Below are 17,997 nucleotides of genomic sequence, written 5' to 3'. Positions count from 1 at the left end.
GGTAAAAGAATATCATTAATTAGCTTGAGAGGAAGATGCAATGAGAGCATTTTCCTCTTTTTTTTAGGCTGTTTTCGTAAAGTTTGTTGCTTTTAATTGCAAACTTAATTTAACCTACCGAGTTGATTGTAGCGGAGGGCACTTGATCCTTGAAAATGCTACCGCATTTCCTTCGTGCGGTGCCAGGTCAGGGAAGCTTATTCAATGTCCTGCGGGAAGTGAGGGAAGTGGGAGACCCCGCAGGCGAAGCCGAGGAGGCTCTCATTCCTCCCCGCTGACAGCTTGAGTGCCCGTAGCGGAAATTAACGGGCAGAATTTATAAGTAAAAACAACAATTTATGAGAAAAGAGCCTTTTTTTTACAAAGGCTGTGTGATGTTAAATATCAGTAGGAGGACGCGAGATCCTTGAAAATACATTCGCATTTCCTTCGTACGGTATTAACTCGGGGAAGCTTAGTTAAGGTACTGCGGGAAAAGGAGACCCACGCTGGCGCGTAAAAGCCGAGGAGCGAGGGGGCCTCCGGAAAGCTTAGTGTCTGCAGCGGAAAAGTTTAACAGAGCCTTAGCAAAAAATATTATTAATTGAAAGCGTTTTCTTTTATTTTGTCAGAAAAGCTTTATTTGGCTATCAGAAGCGGTAAGTGGGAATAAATTTATATATTAGTATAATATTGTGTCTTTTAAAGGTGAACAAATGTCTTTTGTGGAGAGAAAACCCTCTTGATAATTTTCTGGATAGGAGTAAAATAAAGATTAAATTTTCAGAGATTAGGAGATGTCAGGATGAAAGTCGTAAAGTTTGGAGGATCCTCTTTAGCATCCGGAAAGCAAATCGAGAAGGTGTTGAACATAGTAAAGGCTGATCCAGAGCGTAAGGTGATCGTAGTATCGGCTCCAGGAAAGCGATTTTCTGAGGATCACAAGGTTACAGATCTATTAATCGCTTGTGCAGAAAAACGGCTGCAGGGGGAAGAAGCGGGAGAACTGGCCGGAAGCGTGCTGGAAAGGTACGGGCTGATTGCGGACGAATTGGGACTGGACCCTGACATTAAAGACATTATTCAAAGGGATCTTTTCGATAGGCTCGATAGTGAAAAAAGGAATCCTGATGTTTTCATGGATCTTGTGAAAGCCAGTGGCGAGGATAATAACGCGAAGCTTGTAGCGGCGTATTTTCAGCAGCAGGGAGTGGAGGCCAGATATGTGAATCCTAAGGAGGCCGGCCTGCTCGTAAGTCCGGAGCCTGGGAATGCGCAAGTGCTTCCGGAAGCATATGAAAATCTTTATAGATTAAGGGAAAAGGATGGCATTCTTATTTTTCCAGGATTCTTTGGCTACAGCCGGGATGGGGAAGTGTTTACTTTTTCAAGAAGCGGATCGGATGTGACGGGATCCATTTTGGCTGGTGCCACAAAGGCGGACCTGTACGAAAACTTTACGGATGTGGATGCGGTTTATTCCGTTAATCCATTTATTGTCGAGCATCCAAAGGAAATCAAAGAGCTGACATACCGGGAAATGCGGGAGCTTTCCTATGCCGGCTTTACAGTATTGCATGATGAAGCACTTATACCGGCGTTCCGTGCGGGCATTCCGGTGCAGATCAAAAATACAAACAATCCAGCAGCTCCAGGTACGAGAATCGTTAACGAGCGGGATAATACGAACGGACCTGTCATTGGAATTGCCAGTGATCAGGGTTTCTGCAGTATTTACGTCGAAAAATATATGATGAACCGGGAAGTTGGATTCGGGCGCAAGCTGCTGACAATCTTGGAAGAGTATGGCCTCAGCTACGAACATACACCATCTGGAATTGATGACATCTCGATTATCCTCCGGGAAAACCAATTCAAGAACGGTATGGAAGAAGAAATCCTCAGACGGATTGAAACGGAGCTGGATGCTGATGAAGTGAAGGTGCAGCATAGCCTTTCCCTTATTATGGTAGTAGGGGAAGGAATGCGACAGAACATTGGGACGATGGCCCGTGCCTCCAAAGCGCTGGCTAAAGCGAAAGTAAATATGGAAATGATAAACCAGGGATCTTCTGAAGTGAGCATGATGTTCGGAGTGAAGGCGGAGGATGAAAAAAGAGCCGTTCGGGCGCTTTATGATGAGTTTTTTGCTGCGGTGGCGCTGGCTTGAGCGTGGACTTAGCAATCTGTGTAGAAATAATTTATTTTTAATAAAAATTGCTCTGTTTGCCAGTTTTGATGGAGGCGACATATTAATATTAAGGAAAGTTTAGATTGTTTCAAAGCCGCGAATAAAATGGAAAAATTTTTAATAAAACTTTGGGAGTTGCAAATAAGCAGAGCAGTGCCTTTGCCAGATAGAGTTTTTGGCTTAATCAGCCTTCAAATAAGGCTTTTTATTCAAGAATTTAGAGCTTTCTGCAGAAAATCTGATTAAATGCAGCAAAATTTTATTTAAAAGGCAAAATCCGCTCATTTTGGAAAAGTCACCCAGTATGCCGATGGTATAAGTTCATGCGCTGAAAAAATAGATTTTAATCAAACGTTTGATTGAAAAGAAAAGCTTGAGTAGATTTTATGCCACATTAAAGAATGAAAAGTTCCGCGATATCCACAATAGGAAGGAAACTTTCTTATTATGGAGGAGTAAAGTGATGAAGAAATTGATGTTAATAGGGTTATTGCTGCTGCTGCCGCCAAACATGCTGGCATCACCAATCAGTGCTGCTCAAAAGCCTTGCATTAGCCAATCAGAAGTAAAATTTGAGAATGAGTTCCGGAGACTGTGGATTGATCATGTTTTATGGACAAGCAATTATATTACCAGTGCAACAACAGCGGGGGCTGAGGATCAGAAACAGGTGCTTGCACGGCTGCTGAAGAACCAAGAGGATATCGGGAACTCCATAAAGCCTTATTATGGAGAAGCTGCAGGGAATAGGCTGACAGAGCTGCTCAAGGAGCATATCACTATTGCCGGTGATATGGTAGAAGCTGCAAAAAGCGGGAAAGGAGCGAAGGTGAATCAGCTGAACAAGGATTGGCATCGAAATGCGGATGATATCGTGGCGTTTCTCAGCAGTGCCAATCCTCATTTGAAAAATAATGATCTGAAAAAACTGTTTTATATGCATCTGGAATTGGTAACAGACGATTTATCAGCGAGTTTGGTAAAGGATTGGGATGCAAGAATTGTTTCGATTGATGAAGGATTGACTCATATCATCATCATGGCGGATGCCATTTCAGAAGCGATTGTAAAGCAGTTTCCAAATCAATTTAAAAGCTGATTAAATAGGAGCTCCAGCACTATGCTTGGGCTTCTCTAATTTTTCCTTTGACAAAGCGGGCTGTCCCATTATAAGCTTATGAGCGTGCCAAAAAACAAAATGTAAATTTTTCACATATAGAAGGAGGGGTATCCGCTATGTCAGGAGAACAGAAAAAAAGATGATCATCTTAATGATCAATATGTTTATTGCCATCGGAAGCTTTGGGATCATTATTCCGATTTTGCCTGCTTATTTGGAATCCATTAATCAGGGGGGAACGGCAGCTGGCCTGATGATTGCCATTTTTGCGGGTGCCCAGCTGATATTTTCTCCAATTGCGGGAAAATGGGCTGATCAGTACGGCCGCAGAAAGATGATTATATACGGATTAGCTGGATTAACATTATCCATGCTGGTCTTTTATGCAGTAGATTCGATTTGGCTGCTTTATTTTTCGCGCGTAATCGGAGGAATTGGAGCAGCACTGCTGATTCCGGCTATTTTTGCATATATCGCTGATATTACAACCATGGAACAGCGTGCAAAAGGAAATGGCCTTGTCTCGGCTGCGATGTCACTCGGAATTGTAGTTGGGCCAGGAATTGGCGGATTTTTGGCAGACTTCGGCCTGAAAATGCCATTTCTGATTTCGGCGCTGGTTTCCCTCGTTGCTGTTATTTTTTCAGTTGCGCTGCTCGAGGAAAGCAGTACATTGCAGCAGGCTTCCGCAGAAGAAATGCCTGAAGACGACCCAATGGTCAAAAAGCTGGCAATGTCCGTTAAGAAGCCTTATTTTATACCGCTCGTTATTACTTTGGTAATGAGCTTCGGACTGATGGCGTATGAATCGGTTCTTGGGCTTTATCTTGATAACCAGTTCGGCGCCACACCGCAGGCAATCGCCATTATGGTAACGTCAACTGGTATCATAAGTGTTATTGTCCAGCTATTTGTCGTGGATCGGGTTGTCAGGAAATTTGGAGAAGGAAAGGTACTGAATATCTTTTTGGCAGTCGCTGCTACAGGCTTCCTTGTTTCCTTGTTTGCAGGAAGCTATGCCCTTTTCTTCGTCATTTCACTGATCATATTCCTGGCAACATCCATCCTGCGTCCAGTCTTAACGACGCTCATTTCAAAAATGGCCGGCAATGAACAGGGCTTTGCAATGGGGATGAACAATGCATATATGAGCATCGGAAACGTGCTTGGCCCTACGATTGCAGGCGTACTTTATGATGTGCAGATTACGTATCCGTTTGTTTTAGGTTTAGCTTTATTGTTAGTTACATTATTTATTACGGTTGCCTGGCAGAAGCGTTCGCCTAAAACCAAAGCGGCTGTATAGAGTTATAAAAGCTTGTAGACTTTTTGTCTTCAAGCTTTTTGTGTATCAATAGCCTGCTGTTTCTGAAGAATTTTCTAATATATATTAATCTGTAAATGGAAATCCCTGTAATCGTCCAGTTTAGAAGTTTCGTGATAAGAAGTCCTTTATCAAATTCTTCCGCACTGTATTCTTATATCTGCCAAAATATAGGGGGCAAAGGTAATGAGGTTGAGGGCATTATACAGGCTCTGAGGTTGTTTTGAATATGGCTGTACTGCTGTTTTTGAGCGTAAAGGCAAAGGCTATTGCAGGTGAGTATTTTCAAGTCGCTACAATAAATCCTCCAGCAGATAAGGAGGAAACGGAAAGAAAACAGATTAGTTTAATTTGTGGCAATTTTGTGAAATAAATTCCGTTTGGTTGACACTTTTCAAATGACGTAGTATTCTGAAAATAACAAAAATATTGAGCGAATGACGGCTGCGGGAGAGAGCATCGATGAAGCCACCGAAGGAGCAAGCTTTAAAAAGACCCTTGAAGCAAATCTCTCAGGTAGAAGAACCGCAGCAGGACGCATCTCTGGAGAGCGCGCATGTATATTGCGACACCAAAGGGGTTAAACTCTCAGGTAAAAGGACAGAGAAGGGGTGGGAAGATGCTGCCCTTTTCTGTCCTTTTTAAATGGATGGCAGCTTCCAGAAATGCGGATGGAGGAACTCAATATGAATACAAATATCAATGCAAATCGGGCGACATTACTGATATCCTGTCCGGAAAGGCCGGGCATCATTTCGACGGTATCCAATTTCTTGTTGGAGCATAAAGCAAATATTGTCCATTTTGACCAGCATACAACCGATCCGCTCGCAGGCATTTTTTTCATGCGGATTGAGTTTGATATGAATGATTTTGATGAATCATTCCTGAAGCTGAAAAAGGACTTGCCAGAGATGGCAAAGGAATACTCAATGGAGTGGAAGCTGAGCGGCAAAGGCGAGCGCAAGCGGATGGCCATCTTTGTTTCGAAAATGGATCATTGCCTGCTCGAGCTGCTTTGGCGCTGGAAGTCGAAGGAGCTTGATGTGGACATTCCTTTGGTGATCAGCAATCACCCTGATTTGAAGGAAGCGGTAGAGGGATTCGGAATTCCTTATTATCATATTCCGATTACGCCTGATACAAAATCCGAAGCCGAGCAAAAGGCACAAGAGCTGCTGGATGGGAAAGTGGATTTTATTGTACTGGCGAGATATATGCAAATCCTTTCGCCAAGCTTTATTACCAAATATCAAAATAGGATTATCAATATCCATCATAGCTTCCTGCCTGCCTTCGTGGGAGCCAATCCATATGCAAGGGCGTTTAACCGCGGAGTTAAGCTGATTGGGGCAACAGCCCATTATGTCACGAATGATCTGGACGAAGGTCCGATCATTGAGCAGGATGTATTGCGCGTCAACCATCGCCATACGGCACAGGACTTAAAAATTGCCGGCCGCCACGTTGAAAGGCGAGTTCTGGCTCAAGCGGTTGCCTGGCATGTGGAAGACCGGGTCATCGTGCATGGGAATAAGACGATAGTATTTTAATTTATTGGCACCACCCGGCTATTGTCGAAAAATATTAGATTAAGCATCCAGAGTTTTAGAAACATCTTGAGAGAAGGTGAGCAAATATGAAAAAGAAAAAGCTATCATTAGTTGAGATGATTAAAGAAAATAAAGAAGAGCTTTTGAAAGATCGCCGTCAGCTTGAGAAGATTGAAAAAAAGATTGACGATAAATATGCAAAAGCACAGTAAGGAGAGCACCCGGCCTGGGACTGGAACAGGCTGGGTGCTTTTTTATTGGAGAACGTTATTTGTGCGGGAAATGAACAGCTGGGGTTCGTAAATAGTGCCTGCAGGGAGAGGAAAGAGGAGCTGAAGGGAACGAATAGAAGGCCCAATAGCGCCAGCGGGAAGAAGGGGCAGAAAAATGAAACAAAAGGGCACCGAACATGCCCGTAAAATGGAAAAAGAAGAGCAGGGAATCGAAAGAGTATCTAAAGTGCCCGAAAAGGAGCTAAAAATGGCTCTTTTTTAAAAAAATCTGCCCATTTTAAGTGTTTTTTACTCAAATACATAGTTTAGGATGTTGTTTTGTATAGGGAAAGGACTCATTTTCCATGCATATCGTCAACTTGGGCCATTTTATCATCAACTTCGTAAATATATCGTCAAGCTGGCCATTTTATCATCAACTTTTCCGATATATCGTCAACTCTCCTCACTAACTTGTTTATGGAGCATTTAAAAAGCGCCCAGAGGGTTTCCTGGGCGCCTGTAAAAGTTATTTTTGTTTAAAGTATTCCACGAAGGCGTGGTAAATTTCCGTGCCCTGATAGAAAAACAGGCTGGAAGCTGTTAATGAAAACAGGCCGATCATTAAGAAACGCATCCACATCATTTGCTTTTCCTCCTTTAATTGTTGTTATTGGACAATTAAGGAGTATGGATCACGTAGTTCGCCTCGTAGAAGATCGGGGTGAAGAAGATCTTTTTTCTGCGGGCGATGATATGAAGGGCGCTGTATAGAAGCAGGATTATCGCCAGACTGACGAAAGTAAGGGAATTTGGACCCTGAGTGAAAACATATTTTTTAGGATCATCTTTTAAAAGAAAGCTCTCCGCCAGGTCAGATACTGTTATGGCTTTGCTTTCGTCCATAGGGATTCCATTAACATGGACCCCGGGGTATTGTGTGATGAGGAAGGATAAAAATACAGATAGCAGCAATAACGGCATGAATCTTGATTTCATACTCCTCATCCTTTCTTTAAAGATTGTATTTATCATAACCACTATTTTAAGATTAGTAAACTAAAAGATTATGACAATATTCGTTAATATTCTATGAATTTTTTGTAAAAAAAAGCGGGGCAAATGGCCCAAATAAATACAGGTATTTTGGAAGGCAAATAAAAGGAACCGTAAAGTTCAAAAACCAGTTTCTTACAAAAGACCTATTAACTTAGCAGAGGTACAGCTGACTTCCTTTACATATCTTCATATTGTATTAAAAAAACCCTCTTATAATCCAACATGAATTCAGAATGATTAATAGAGGTGAAGGAAATGAGAAATGAGAGGTCAATTGATGAGTTAATCAGGAAATTCAATGAGGAAAGTTTGAAAAAGGACATTGATCGCCGAAGCTTTCTTTCAGGGGCAAGTAAAATTGCCGGGTTTTCGCTTGCGCTTGCTGTAGCACAGTCGCTCGGAGTAGGGAATCTGAAGGTTGATGCGGCCCCTAAGTTCGAGAAATATCCGTTCACACTTGGTGTTGCATCAGGAGATCCTCTTTCTGACAGTGTGGTTTTATGGACAAGGCTTGCGCCAGAACCGCTTAATGGCGGAGGAATGCCAGACCATGCCGTTCCTGTCAACTGGGAGCTTGCTGAAGATGCGCATTTCCGTAAAATCGTGAAGCGCGGAACAGAGATTGCCGTACCTGATTTGGCCCATTCCGTACATGTTGAAGCAGATGGATTAAAGCCAAACACTATCTATTATTATCGTTTTAAAACTGGCAATGAGGTTAGCCCAATCGGCAAAACGAAAACATTGCCGGCCGCTGGGACGGATGTTGCAAGCCTGTCATTTGCATTTGCTTCCTGTCAGCAATATGAGCACGGCTACTTTACTGCCTATCAGCATATGGCGAAGGAAAATCTGGATTTAGTTTTCCACCTGGGCGATTACATATATGAATATGGGCCAAATGAATACATTTCTCCGACTGGAAATGTGCGCGACCATAGCGGCCCTGAAATTATCACATTGGAGGATTATCGGAATCGGTATGGGCAGTACAAATCTGATATTCATCTGAAAGAAGCACATGCGGCATTCCCATGGATTGTTACATGGGATGACCATGAGGTTGAAAATAACTATGCATCTGAAATCCCGGAAAAAGGGCAATCTGTTGAAGAGTTTATCAAGCGCCGTGCAGCGGCTTATCAAGCCTATTATGAACATATGCCGCTCCGTCTATCATCCATGCCGCACGGAGAAGGAATGCAGCTATACAGGGAATTCAGCTATGGCAAGCTTGCGTCTTTCCTTGTACTGGATTCCCGCCAGTATCGCGATGACCAGGCAAATGGGGATGGCAGCAAACCACATACACCTGAGTCACTCGATCCGAACCGTACCCTTCTTGGTAAAGAGCAAGAGCAATGGGTTGAACAGAACCTTGCCAGCTCCAATTCGCATTGGAACGTCCTGGCTCAGCAGGTCTTTTTTTCAGAGAGGAATTTTGGGACAAGCACTAACCCTAGATTCAGCATGGATGCCTGGGATGGCTACCCGGCTGCCCGCCAGCGCCTAACCGATTTTGCAGCGGAAAATGGCATGGACAATCTGATTGTGCTGACAGGGGATGTTCATGCGAGCTGGGCTTCAAATATTCTTACCGATTACAAAGATCAGCAATCAAAACTGATTGGCGCAGAGTTTGTTGGCACTTCAATTACTTCGGGCGGAAATGGTTCGGATGTCAGAGCGGATACAGAGAAGACACTTGCTGAGAATCCGCATATTAAATTTTTCAATAACTATAGGGGTTATGTCCGCTGCCAGGTAACACCAGACCAGTGGCGTGCAGATTTCCGGGTGCTTCCTTTTGTAACAGAGCATGGAGCAGATATATCAACAAGAGCATCCTTTGTTTTTGAAAAAGACCAGCAGGGCTTAAAGCAAATATCTACTTCAGCTGTACCTCAGGGTGTCCAAATGTCTGCTGAGGTGGAAGAAGACCGCCACCGCGCCCATGCCCGTGCACACGAGAAGCAGCTTGAGAAAAAGCGCAAAAAGGTTTTAAATTAAGGCGGTGAGTAGATGATATCCAATATTGGCATTCCGGGTTTAATTCTGGTTCTAGTTATCGCATTAATAATATTTGGGCCATCAAAGCTCCCTGAAATCGGCCGTGCATTTGGGCGGACGTTAACAGAATTTAAGAGTGCAGCAAAGGATCTAGTGGGAGAAGAAGAAAAAAGCGACGAGAAAAAGCCGGTTTTAGCAGCTGTGAAAAAAGAGAAATAGAGAAGAGTATGAGCAGGCGAAGAGTATTCGCCTGCTATTTGTTTATCCTAAGAACGGATAAATAAGGTGCTATGCAATCATTGTGAATTATTTCACATAATGTTCATCTTTAGATACTCCCCAGCATCGAAAAGTATTATATATTAATACTGTACTTATATTGTTTATGCTAATTTCAAATGCCAAAAAGGAGGCAATGACATCATGAGAAAACTATTCCAGCTTCTTTTAATCATCGGACTTATAATGACGCCTTTTTTTACAAGTGCTCATGTGAAATGGTTCACAAGCGTAGTTCCTCAAAAGGAAACGATTGAAAATATATTATCGCCATTATTTATGGTGCTGGCTTTTACCGCTGCAATGGTGTTGGCGCTGCTGACATTAGTGATTCCGAAAACAGCTGAATTGGCGAAGATCAAGAGGCTTGATGAGTGGCTTTCTCGGTTCCGTAAATATAGCAGATACATTCTGAAGTACGGGACAGCTGCAGCTTTAATATTACAGGTGGCAAATGGAGCACTGTTTGCGCCAGAATTCCACCTAAGCAGCACATTGGCCATGATTCTAACCTGGGCTGCTATTGGATTCCTGGTAATCCCTCATCACATCTCTACAAAGATTGCGGCAGTCATATTATTGGGGTTATTTGGTTATGTAACTCTTCATAATGGCATATTCCATATGCTTGACTATGGCTATTATGTAGCGATTATTGGGGTATTGCTGATCGGCGGCACGAAGCTTGAAAAAGTTGGTTTTCCGTTTCTCTATTTAGGTACGGGTTTATCCCTATGCTGGGTAGCTGTTGAAAAATGGGTATATCCAAGTATGTCTCTCGATATCGTAGCCAATCATGGAGTTCCGACATTTGGGTTTGCGCCGGCTGCGTTTGTGGTGATGGCTGCATTCATTGAGTTTGTTGTCGGCTATTTGCTTGTAGTTGGGATTCTGAATCGTGTTGTTGGTTTTGCAGTGACAGTCATTTTTATTACAACAACGATGCTGTTTGGGATGACTGAAGTAATTGGCCATTTTATGATTCATGTGGTGCTGATCATTTTCATTATTGAAGGGGTATCATTCTACAATCCGCCGATTAAGCTGCATAAAACAAAGACAGATCAATTTATATTTGTATTCCTTAACTTTATCTTTGTGCTTGGAGCGTTCATTTTAATTTATTATCGATTTGCATAACGATTGACAGATTTGACTAAGTATAATAAGATTAAATTAATAGTTGAATAGTTTCTCCTAAAGGGGAGTAGCTTTTACAGCAGAGTCGTCATTTCGGAGTTAAGAGCTCCCGGCTTTGTTGGCAACCTTACCGTTGTTAGCAAGACCTTTGCCTGTTTCGGGTAAAGGTCTTTTTGTTTTATTAAAACCTTTACCGCTTGCTGGTAGAGGTTTTTTTATTGCCTCTGAATAAACATAACCGCAAGGAAACAGTGCGAAGCTATCCATACTTAAAGATTAAAGGAAAGGAGACGTGAGAATGAAAAGGCAGAAGCTGTCGTTTACAGAGCTTGTTAAAAAGAACAAAGAAGAGCTCCTTAGAGACCGGGATGAGCTTAGGAAGATTGAAAAACGCCTGGATGAAAAACACGTAAAAGCTAATTAAGGGAGGGTAATTAGATGGAATTATCACTTTTGCTTGAGTACGGATGGGTATTATTGCTGCTGATCGCATTGGAAGGGCTGCTGGCAGCTGACAATGCGCTTGTTTTAGCAATTATGGTGAAGCATCTTCCGGAAAAGCAGAGGAAGAAGGCTTTGTTTTATGGTTTGGCTGGAGCGTTTATTTTCCGCTTTGGATCCTTGTTTGCAATCTCGTTTTTAGTAGACGTTTGGCAGGTGCAGGCAATTGGAGCGCTCTACCTTCTTTTCATCGCAGCTAATCATATTTTGAGAAAAGTAATTGTAAAAAAAGGTGAGGAAGAAGCAAAAATTACGAAAGAAAAGAAAAAATCAGGCTTTTGGATGACCGTTTTAAAAGTCGAGCTTGCTGATATTGCGTTTGCCGTTGATTCGATCCTGGCGGCCGTAGCACTGGCTGTGGCGCTTCCGGATTCAGGGCTCGGGCATATAGGCGGACTTGATGGCGGAAAGTTCCTGGTGATTTTTGCAGGCGGAATGATCGGATTAATCATCATGCGCTTTGCGGCTAACTTCTTCGTGGATCTGCTGCATAAAAGACCAGGGCTTGAGATTGCGGCTTTCGGGATTGTCGGCTGGGTTGGCGTTAAATTGGCAGTCTATACAATGTCCCATCCGGCATTGGCTATTCTGCCTGAAGGATTTGCCAAGTCGCCTGAATGGAAAATCACCTTCTATGCGGTCTTAATTCTGATTGCGCTGGCTGGATGGTTTCTCTCCAAAGAAAAGCAGGATGTTCCGGCTGAGGAGAAAGCTAGCTAGTATAAAAGCAAGGCGGAAGATTCTCTGCCTTGCTTTTGATATTTTGGGTGTTGATGAATCTTTCGGTAAGGGGCTGCTATTGATAATGGGACGTTTTTTCCATCTGGATAGGGTAAAGAGGAATTCATATGATGGACAATAATATGCCGAATAAAAGCTCTGCCATTAAGCCGGCAGAGCTTCTTTTTTCAATCAAACGTTTGATTGATTAGTGCCAATACCAGTCTGGTCAAGCCATTCAGAACGAAGAATTCCCATTTCGATCAAGTTCCAATATTCCCCTGCTACTTTATTCGTTTGCCTAAGCAGCCCTTCTTTTTGGAAACCTGCTTTTTCGTAGATTCTGAATGCTCCCCTATTAAAATCAAACACTCCAAGACTCACTCTATTTAACTTTAGATCTTTGAAGGCCAGGAAGAGTATTTGCTGAATCATTTGGGAGGCATAGCCTTTTCCGCGTGCAGCAGGGCTGACAAACACCTTTCCTACTCGTGCAGTTTCGTTCACGCGGTCAATTCTGCCAAGGGAAATGTGTCCGATCACATCGCCAGTTTCAGCTTCGATTACTTTAAAAATGTATTCAGAGCTGTTTTCTTGATTGGCCGAGCTGATATATGTTTCCAGCTGGCTGTGATCAAGCGGATATTTGAAATGGGCACCGCTCCATTGAACCAATAGTTCTGGCGTGGTTATCCAGCTAATGAGGAGCTTAAAATCTTCTTTTGTAAAGGGTTCTAATTTAATCATCAGTTTTCCTTTCATTTTCCAAATGTGGATATTAATCCTTGATATTATAAATATATATTAAATTAAATAAGTTTTACATAAGGAATAAAAAATCACAGATTCCCATTCAGTCAAACGTTTGATTGAATGAGTAAGGCCGTTGGCGGACAAGGGGTAATGGAAATGTGAAAAGGAGAGTCATGAATGAAAAAGAGAATCATTTGGATAGCCGGCAGTGTGATTATTTTATTATCGGCAGCATTGCTGGGTGCAGGGAATTATTTTTATAATGTGGCAATAAACCGAAGCCATGAACCGGTTGAGTTATACAGCGGGGAAGCACATACTGCCAGCGCTGCATTTGAGGAGGAGCAGCAGGCGAAGCTGGAGGACGTCCTGAAGTGGACGGAGGAGCAGACCTTTGAACAGCTTGAGATTACCTCTGCAGATGGCCTTAAGCTTAAGGCGCTCTTTTTGAAAAATCCGGATTCCGATGGAAAAGCAGTGATTCTGGCTCATGGCTATAAGGGGAATAGCAGGCAGATGCCCGGTATTACTAAGTTTTATTATGAACTGGGATATGATGTACTGAAACCTGATGCCAGAGGGCACGGGGAAAGCGATGGCGATTATATCGGATATGGCTGGCATGAGCGGAAAGATTACCTCCAATGGATTGATTTATTGAAGAAGGAAAAAGGGGGAACCAGCATTTTCCTTCATGGATTTTCAATGGGGGCGGCAACTGTATTGATGGCTAGTGGTGAAGACCTTCCAAGTGAAGTGAAGGGGATTATTGCGGACAGCGGCTATACAACAGTTTATGAAGAGCTGGCCCATCAGCTGAAGCATATGTACCATTTGCCATCTTTCCCTTTGATGCAGATCACAAGCGTGTTTACAAAAATCAGAGCGGGATACTCGTTTAGAGAAGCATCGGCCATTGAGCAGGTGAGGAAAAATAAGCTTCCGCTGTTCATCATCCATGGGGATCGTGACGATCTGGTGCCGACGGATATGGCGTATGAGATTTACGGGAAAGCCGGCGGGAAGAAAGAGCTGTGGATCGTGCCGGGAGCAGGGCATACAGATGGGTATACGGTGGCAGAGCAGGAATACCAGGAGAAGCTGAAAGAATTTCTGGAAGCTGCTCTTGCCCAATAGAAAAAATGGCAGTGGAGGCACTGCATTTTATTATTGCTTTTTCTTTTTCCACGGCCTTAAAACAGAGATTGCAAAGATAAACAGGGTAACGGCTATTTGAAAATAGACAGCGTACTGGCGATTAGTATGATTATCAATAAAAACAGGATTCGTTAACGCCTTGCTGCCTTCTGCCTCAAGCAAAGCCATATTTTCCATCATCAATTCATCGACGATATTAATGCCAACGACAGTTTGGATTATAAAAAGAATCCATTTGACAGTAACCCATCTGTGCTTGAAAAATCCCCAATTGGTAAAGAATCCATAGATGATGCCAACTAATAAAGTACCTACAGCGCCAGTTCGTACAATGTAGTCGCTGATGGTTACCACATTTTTATATAGCTCCAGGGTTTGGCCATAAGCGGCCATTTCCATGGTGAAATGTAAGACAAGTGAACTCATGATGCCGCCGAAAAATAATGAAACGAGGACAATATGAAGAATTTTTAGCCATCTAGTGGCTTTTGTGCCTAGTTTTTTCAACCGTTTCCCTCCTTTTTAAACACTTTATTAGTGTAGCAGGGAGAAAAGATTGTCCATATCAGCCTCCGCCGTAATTTAGGATAGGGCGCGAGTCTTATTTTTAGCTAAAGGGACATGAAATTTTCAGAATTCTTCAGTTCCCAATTTAATACAATGTGCTAGTATTAGTGGCGGAATTTAGTTGAGAATGATGGGGGCGAAAATATGCTAATGAACATAGGCGTACCAGGCTTGATTCTAATTGTGATTTTGGTGCTTATTGGCGGCGGAGTGTTTTTATTGAATAGGCTTTTTAAAAAGTAAGCATTAAAAAAAGCTCGCCGATAATCAGCGAGCTTTATTGCCCCTTATGCACTACGTTGCAGGCACTGAGCAGGTTGCCGTCAGGATCTTTAAAGCCAAATCCGCCAAGGCCATGCTCCTGATTAATGTTGAGCGGCCCAACTTCAACGTTTTTTTTCTGAAGCCATTCGTGAAATTCTTTTAAAGATGGTGTGTAAAAGTCAATAACGCTGTGCTCCACGCCATCATTGGAATTAACGAAGGAAAGAGATTTCTGTTCGTCTGTTTCAACAAGGAAGATCGTTGGAACACCCTTCGCTTGAAAACTGAGCATTGCATTCTTCTCTCCTTTAAATTCCGCCTTCACTCCAAGAACATCTGCATAAAATGCAACTGATCGATTCAAATCGGTTACCGGAATCTCGACTGTGGCAATATGAAAAATAAATGTGGACATGCTAGACCTCCTTTGTAATCAGCTTTCCTTAATGAATTGGCGGAAAAGGCTAAAATCCCTCCATTTTTCATGAAAATAGACGATTTTACACTATATTGCAGAGACAATCCTGACGATACTGGCATAAAATATATCATTAAATTGAGGTATCGGTTAGGAGGTGTAAGAATGGACGAAAATCGGCTTTTTTTTGCCAGGCTAAAAGGTTCTGAAGAAGTGCCGCCAGTCCGTACAGATGCTTTTGGGATGGCAAAATTTAAAGTGAGCCAGGATGAAAAGAAAATGGGCTACCGGCTTGAAGTCAATAATCTTAAAAACTTTACACAAGCCCATATTCATTTAGGAAGAAGGGGTATGAACGGCCCGGTAGTTGCTTTTCTCTTTGGCTTAATTGATCCTGACATAAGTGTTAAAAAGGGAGTAGTTGAAGGAGTTATTACAGCTAAAGATCTTGTAGGCCCATTAGAAGGAAAACCTCTATCTGTTCTGATTGACCTAATGAGGGATGGAAAGACCTATGTTAACGCCCATACAGCCCAATTTCCAGACGGGGAAATCCGGGGGCAAATCGAGCCTTATTGGGACTAATATAGGTTAAACAGGTTGGTTGATTCCCTTAAAAGTGAGCATATTAATGTTAAGAACACTTGAAAGGGGAAATTATATTGAAAAAACAAAATCAGCATAATGAAAAGCCTAAAAATACTCTAACTGAAGAGCAGCAGCTCATCAATGAGTTTGCTAAGCATGAGAGCGGCCAGCCGATTCCTCAGCCAAAGGACTATGATGAGATCGAGTATTAGGAGGTTTTAAAGCAGGGGAGATCAGCCTCTGCTTTTGTTTTTCTAAGCCGCAGGTCTTAGTGAAATTTAATGCTGAAGCATCTTAAGGTTTCCTTGGGCTTTATCTAAACTGAAGTTAAGAAAAGTGTATATGGGGAAATTGTATGAATATAAAAATAGAAGCGGGCTTGCATGTGCTATTGGTTCTAATAGCAGCTTATATCTTGTATTATTGTATGCCGACCATGCTTCCGGTTTATAAAGGTATTTTTATTTATGGCATGGCTGGTGTTTTGCTGATGGACCTCTACTTAATTTCTGCCGGCAAGTTGTCACTGATGAAATTCTGCAGGACAGCACTAATGTATTTACTCGCCTTGCTGCTGATTGTTTTTATAACTTTCTATTTAACTAAGGTGCTTGTTCTGACGGATGCATATGGCCTTGAAAGTGTGCTGCGCGAATATAACAGTGCAGGGAAAATCCTCTTTTTTACCATTTGCTTTCTTCAGCCGATTTTGCTTCCTCTTCCTGAAGCGATTACCATTCCTGCCGGAAGTGCGGTTTTTGGGCCAGCCTCTGCTGCTTTAATTGGATTTGCAGGAACTATTTCAGGAATTACAGCCATGTTTTGGTTTGCGAGAATCAGCGGAATAAAGGTTATATCCAGGTTTATTAAAGAACATCATCTCGAAACATATCAGAAATATGTGGGAAAAAATGAAACCCTGCTCCTGCTGATGCTGTTCGTTATCCCGGTACTTCCAGATGAAATTATTTGTGTCGGAGCTGGAATTGGGGGAGTATCTTTTAGAAAGTTCCTAAGTATTGCAGCGATTTCAAAATTGGCCACTTCTTTGCTTCTAGCCTATTCTGTCTACCTGGCAAAGCTGCTTTCGCTATCTGGTTCACAGGTTATTCTTGTATGCTCTCTGCTGATCGGAGCAGGGCTCTTTATTTCTTTTATCATAAAAAGAAGGGGGAATAAATCAGCGGAAATGTAAAAAGGAGGCCATTTTGGCTTCCTTAGCCGCTTATTCATTGTCATGAAAAATACGTTTATCCAGGTACCCATGGTAGAACCATTCCTGTAACGATGATTAGGGCAGAAACCAATGGCTGCCGATGCAAGTCCGTCTTGTCAGGCAACGATCATCTCCTCTAAAAGCCAGATGGCAAAAAAGGCAAAGCCAATATCGGAAAATGTGGCAAGAGCATTTCTTTTTTCCATGTTCGGTTTTGCCGCCAGCCATTCGGAAGATCATTATGTCACCGAGAACATAGGCTGCAAGCGTCAGAATAAAGCTAATGATCAGTGTTTCGGTAAATCCAATATCAAAAAATCCGGTTAAGACAATTCCCAAAACCGCTGTGATCATTACAAATTTAATGACAATTGCTTTTACATGTTCCATGTTGAAATCCCTCCCCATCGTTGTCTATGAAACTCTGCCCTGAAATCGATAGAATAATCGGGGGTTTTCAGATAATTGGTTATAATTTGCTAGATGGAAGCAAAAATACCAGATGCTTTGGCAACCAGCTGATTCTGGTCATTGTAAATCAGGCAATCCGTATGGTTCAGGGTACGGCCTCTTTTCACCAGGTGGGCATCTGCCATCAGGCATTTGCCGGCTGCTCCCTTTAAAAAGCTGACTTTTAAATCAGCGGTGACAACTGTCTGTATTTGGTTTTCATCGGGCTTAAAAATATTCCCCATAGCCACATCCGCCAGTGTGGAAATAATCCCGCCATGGACAAGGCCAGCGCTGTTGATGAACAGCGGCTGGATGGGTAAAGTAACTTTCAAATTAGTTTCACTGACTCTATCATATTCAAATTTTAAAAATTCATCGAAGGGCTGTTTAATTAGCATTATGGACACTCCAATTCGGTTAAGATATGATGTTTTATTCACGATTTTTTCGTGAAATCCCTGCTTTTTGATGGAAGTTCTGGTTGATCTGGAT

General features: G+C 42.4%; 21 protein-coding genes and 2 riboswitches. Of the genes, 15 read left to right on the top strand and 6 right to left on the bottom strand.

The window, feature by feature from the left end; genetic code table 11:
• Positions 1-784 precede the first annotated feature (784 nt).
• From L634_RS0111735 to L634_RS33375, 6 genes are all read left to right on the top strand, one after another.
• Positions 785-2,149, top strand: a complete 1,365-nt coding sequence (locus tag L634_RS0111735; protein WP_026582615.1) for an aspartate kinase — start codon at positions 785-787, stop codon at positions 2,147-2,149.
• Between the two features lie 484 nt (positions 2,150-2,633).
• Positions 2,634-3,269, top strand: a complete 636-nt coding sequence (locus L634_RS0111725; protein WP_026582614.1) for a hypothetical protein — start codon at positions 2,634-2,636, stop codon at positions 3,267-3,269.
• Between the two features lie 160 nt (positions 3,270-3,429).
• Complete coding sequence (locus L634_RS0111720) at positions 3,430-4,596, top strand: MFS transporter (protein ID WP_034262565.1); 1,167 nt, start codon at positions 3,430-3,432, stop codon at positions 4,594-4,596.
• Between the two features lie 247 nt (positions 4,597-4,843).
• Positions 4,844-4,987, top strand: coding sequence for a hypothetical protein (locus tag L634_RS33380; protein WP_157452391.1), 144 nt, complete (start codon positions 4,844-4,846; stop codon positions 4,985-4,987).
• Between the two features lie 64 nt (positions 4,988-5,051).
• Positions 5,052-5,152, top strand: a riboswitch (glycine riboswitch).
• A riboswitch (glycine riboswitch) is annotated at positions 5,153-5,228 on the top strand.
• 72 nt (positions 5,229-5,300) lie between these two features.
• Positions 5,301-6,167, top strand: coding sequence for a formyltetrahydrofolate deformylase (gene purU / locus L634_RS0111705; protein ID WP_026582611.1), 867 nt, complete (start codon positions 5,301-5,303; stop codon positions 6,165-6,167).
• An 86-nt stretch (positions 6,168-6,253) separates the two neighbouring features.
• Entirely contained in the window at positions 6,254-6,379 is a 126-nt protein-coding gene (locus L634_RS33375) for an FbpB family small basic protein (protein WP_157452390.1), read from the top strand.
• Positions 6,380-7,060: 681 nt separating this feature from the next.
• On the opposite strand, the gene L634_RS0111685 is transcribed toward L634_RS33375, so the two are convergent.
• Positions 7,061-7,378, bottom strand: a complete 318-nt coding sequence (locus L634_RS0111685; protein ID WP_232233757.1) for a hypothetical protein — start codon at positions 7,376-7,378, stop codon at positions 7,061-7,063.
• Between the two features lie 315 nt (positions 7,379-7,693).
• Here L634_RS0111685 and L634_RS0111680 point away from each other — a divergent pair, with 315 nt between their 5' ends.
• From L634_RS0111680 to L634_RS0111660, 5 genes are all read left to right on the top strand, one after another.
• Entirely contained in the window at positions 7,694-9,448 is a 1,755-nt protein-coding gene (locus tag L634_RS0111680; protein WP_026582609.1) for an alkaline phosphatase D family protein, read from the top strand.
• 12 nt (positions 9,449-9,460) lie between these two features.
• A complete protein-coding gene (locus L634_RS0111675) occupies positions 9,461-9,667 on the top strand; it encodes a twin-arginine translocase TatA/TatE family subunit (RefSeq protein WP_026582608.1) in 207 nt (68 codons plus the stop codon).
• 204 nt (positions 9,668-9,871) lie between these two features.
• Entirely contained in the window at positions 9,872-10,867 is a 996-nt protein-coding gene (locus L634_RS0111670) for a hypothetical protein (protein ID WP_026582607.1), read from the top strand.
• A gap of 298 nt (positions 10,868-11,165) precedes the next feature.
• Positions 11,166-11,291 (top strand): FbpB family small basic protein, encoded by a 126-nt coding sequence (locus tag L634_RS32655; protein WP_084028888.1) that lies wholly within the window; start codon positions 11,166-11,168, stop codon positions 11,289-11,291.
• A 14-nt stretch (positions 11,292-11,305) separates the two neighbouring features.
• Positions 11,306-12,088, top strand: coding sequence for a TerC family protein (locus tag L634_RS0111660; RefSeq protein WP_026582606.1), 783 nt, complete (start codon positions 11,306-11,308; stop codon positions 12,086-12,088).
• 192 nt (positions 12,089-12,280) lie between these two features.
• Here the strand turns inward: L634_RS0111660 and L634_RS0111650 are convergent, their stop codons facing one another.
• On the bottom strand, positions 12,281-12,835 hold the full coding sequence (locus tag L634_RS0111650) for a GNAT family N-acetyltransferase (protein ID WP_026582605.1): 555 nt from the start codon (positions 12,833-12,835) through the stop codon (positions 12,281-12,283).
• A gap of 183 nt (positions 12,836-13,018) precedes the next feature.
• On the opposite strand from L634_RS0111650, the gene L634_RS0111645 reads away from it, so the two are divergent.
• Positions 13,019-13,978: an alpha/beta hydrolase gene (locus L634_RS0111645; protein ID WP_026582604.1), complete on the top strand. Its 960-nt coding sequence runs from the start codon at positions 13,019-13,021 to the stop codon at positions 13,976-13,978.
• 30 nt (positions 13,979-14,008) lie between these two features.
• Here the strand turns inward: L634_RS0111645 and L634_RS0111640 are convergent, their stop codons facing one another.
• On the bottom strand, positions 14,009-14,506 hold the full coding sequence (locus L634_RS0111640) for a DUF2269 family protein (RefSeq protein WP_026582603.1): 498 nt from the start codon (positions 14,504-14,506) through the stop codon (positions 14,009-14,011).
• Between the two features lie 337 nt (positions 14,507-14,843).
• Complete coding sequence (locus tag L634_RS0111630) at positions 14,844-15,245, bottom strand: VOC family protein (RefSeq protein WP_026582602.1); 402 nt, start codon at positions 15,243-15,245, stop codon at positions 14,844-14,846.
• 168 nt (positions 15,246-15,413) lie between these two features.
• Between L634_RS0111630 and L634_RS0111625 the strand changes: the two genes are divergently transcribed.
• The 3 genes from L634_RS0111625 (at position 15,414) to L634_RS0111615 (ending at position 17,031) form a co-directional block, all read left to right on the top strand.
• A complete protein-coding gene (locus L634_RS0111625) occupies positions 15,414-15,833 on the top strand; it encodes a CHRD domain-containing protein (RefSeq protein WP_026582601.1) in 420 nt (139 codons plus the stop codon).
• Between the two features lie 77 nt (positions 15,834-15,910).
• Positions 15,911-16,048, top strand: a complete 138-nt coding sequence (locus tag L634_RS33370; RefSeq protein ID WP_157452389.1) for a hypothetical protein — start codon at positions 15,911-15,913, stop codon at positions 16,046-16,048.
• Between the two features lie 143 nt (positions 16,049-16,191).
• Positions 16,192-17,031, top strand: coding sequence for a TVP38/TMEM64 family protein (locus L634_RS0111615; protein ID WP_026582600.1), 840 nt, complete (start codon positions 16,192-16,194; stop codon positions 17,029-17,031).
• Between the two features lie 96 nt (positions 17,032-17,127).
• On the opposite strand, the gene L634_RS31030 is transcribed toward L634_RS0111615, so the two are convergent.
• On the bottom strand, positions 17,128-17,442 hold the full coding sequence (locus L634_RS31030) for a DUF2512 family protein (RefSeq protein WP_051428312.1): 315 nt from the start codon (positions 17,440-17,442) through the stop codon (positions 17,128-17,130).
• An 89-nt stretch (positions 17,443-17,531) separates the two neighbouring features.
• Positions 17,532-17,903, bottom strand: coding sequence for a PaaI family thioesterase (locus tag L634_RS0111605; RefSeq protein ID WP_034262561.1), 372 nt, complete (start codon positions 17,901-17,903; stop codon positions 17,532-17,534).
• Positions 17,904-17,997: the final 94 nt, after the last annotated feature.

The sequence above is a fragment of the Bacillus sp. J33 genome (assembly GCF_000518885.1).
Classification (GTDB): domain Bacteria; phylum Bacillota; class Bacilli; order Bacillales; family Cytobacillaceae; genus Cytobacillus.
Note: the sequence above shows the minus strand (reverse complement) of the source record. Positions and strands in the feature narration are given on the sequence as shown.

Bases quoted from the DNA above. Each gene is read 5' to 3' on its own strand.
- L634_RS0111735 (WP_026582615.1), top strand. From the start codon at position 785: ATGAAAGTCGTAAAGTTTGGAGGATCCTCTTTAGCATCCGGAAAGCAA.
- L634_RS0111725 (WP_026582614.1), top strand. From the start codon at position 2,634: ATGAAGAAATTGATGTTAATAGGGTTATTGCTGCTGCTGCCGCCAAAC.
- L634_RS0111720 (WP_034262565.1), top strand. From the start codon at position 3,430: ATGATCATCTTAATGATCAATATGTTTATTGCCATCGGAAGCTTTGGG.
- L634_RS33380 (WP_157452391.1), top strand. From the start codon at position 4,844: ATGGCTGTACTGCTGTTTTTGAGCGTAAAGGCAAAGGCTATTGCAGGT.
- purU (WP_026582611.1), top strand. From the start codon at position 5,301: ATGAATACAAATATCAATGCAAATCGGGCGACATTACTGATATCCTGT.
- L634_RS33375 (WP_157452390.1), top strand. From the start codon at position 6,254: ATGAAAAAGAAAAAGCTATCATTAGTTGAGATGATTAAAGAAAATAAA.
- L634_RS0111685 (WP_232233757.1), bottom strand. From the start codon at position 7,378: ATGAAATCAAGATTCATGCCGTTATTGCTGCTATCTGTATTTTTATCC.
- L634_RS0111680 (WP_026582609.1), top strand. From the start codon at position 7,694: ATGAGAAATGAGAGGTCAATTGATGAGTTAATCAGGAAATTCAATGAG.
- L634_RS0111675 (WP_026582608.1), top strand. From the start codon at position 9,461: ATGATATCCAATATTGGCATTCCGGGTTTAATTCTGGTTCTAGTTATC.
- L634_RS0111670 (WP_026582607.1), top strand. From the start codon at position 9,872: ATGAGAAAACTATTCCAGCTTCTTTTAATCATCGGACTTATAATGACG.
- L634_RS32655 (WP_084028888.1), top strand. From the start codon at position 11,166: ATGAAAAGGCAGAAGCTGTCGTTTACAGAGCTTGTTAAAAAGAACAAA.
- L634_RS0111660 (WP_026582606.1), top strand. From the start codon at position 11,306: ATGGAATTATCACTTTTGCTTGAGTACGGATGGGTATTATTGCTGCTG.
- L634_RS0111650 (WP_026582605.1), bottom strand. From the start codon at position 12,835: ATGATTAAATTAGAACCCTTTACAAAAGAAGATTTTAAGCTCCTCATT.
- L634_RS0111645 (WP_026582604.1), top strand. From the start codon at position 13,019: ATGAAAAAGAGAATCATTTGGATAGCCGGCAGTGTGATTATTTTATTA.
- L634_RS0111630 (WP_026582602.1), bottom strand. From the start codon at position 15,245: ATGTCCACATTTATTTTTCATATTGCCACAGTCGAGATTCCGGTAACC.
- L634_RS0111625 (WP_026582601.1), top strand. From the start codon at position 15,414: ATGGACGAAAATCGGCTTTTTTTTGCCAGGCTAAAAGGTTCTGAAGAA.
- L634_RS0111615 (WP_026582600.1), top strand. From the start codon at position 16,192: ATGAATATAAAAATAGAAGCGGGCTTGCATGTGCTATTGGTTCTAATA.
- L634_RS31030 (WP_051428312.1), bottom strand. From the start codon at position 17,442: ATGGAACATGTAAAAGCAATTGTCATTAAATTTGTAATGATCACAGCG.
- L634_RS0111605 (WP_034262561.1), bottom strand. From the start codon at position 17,903: ATGCTAATTAAACAGCCCTTCGATGAATTTTTAAAATTTGAATATGAT.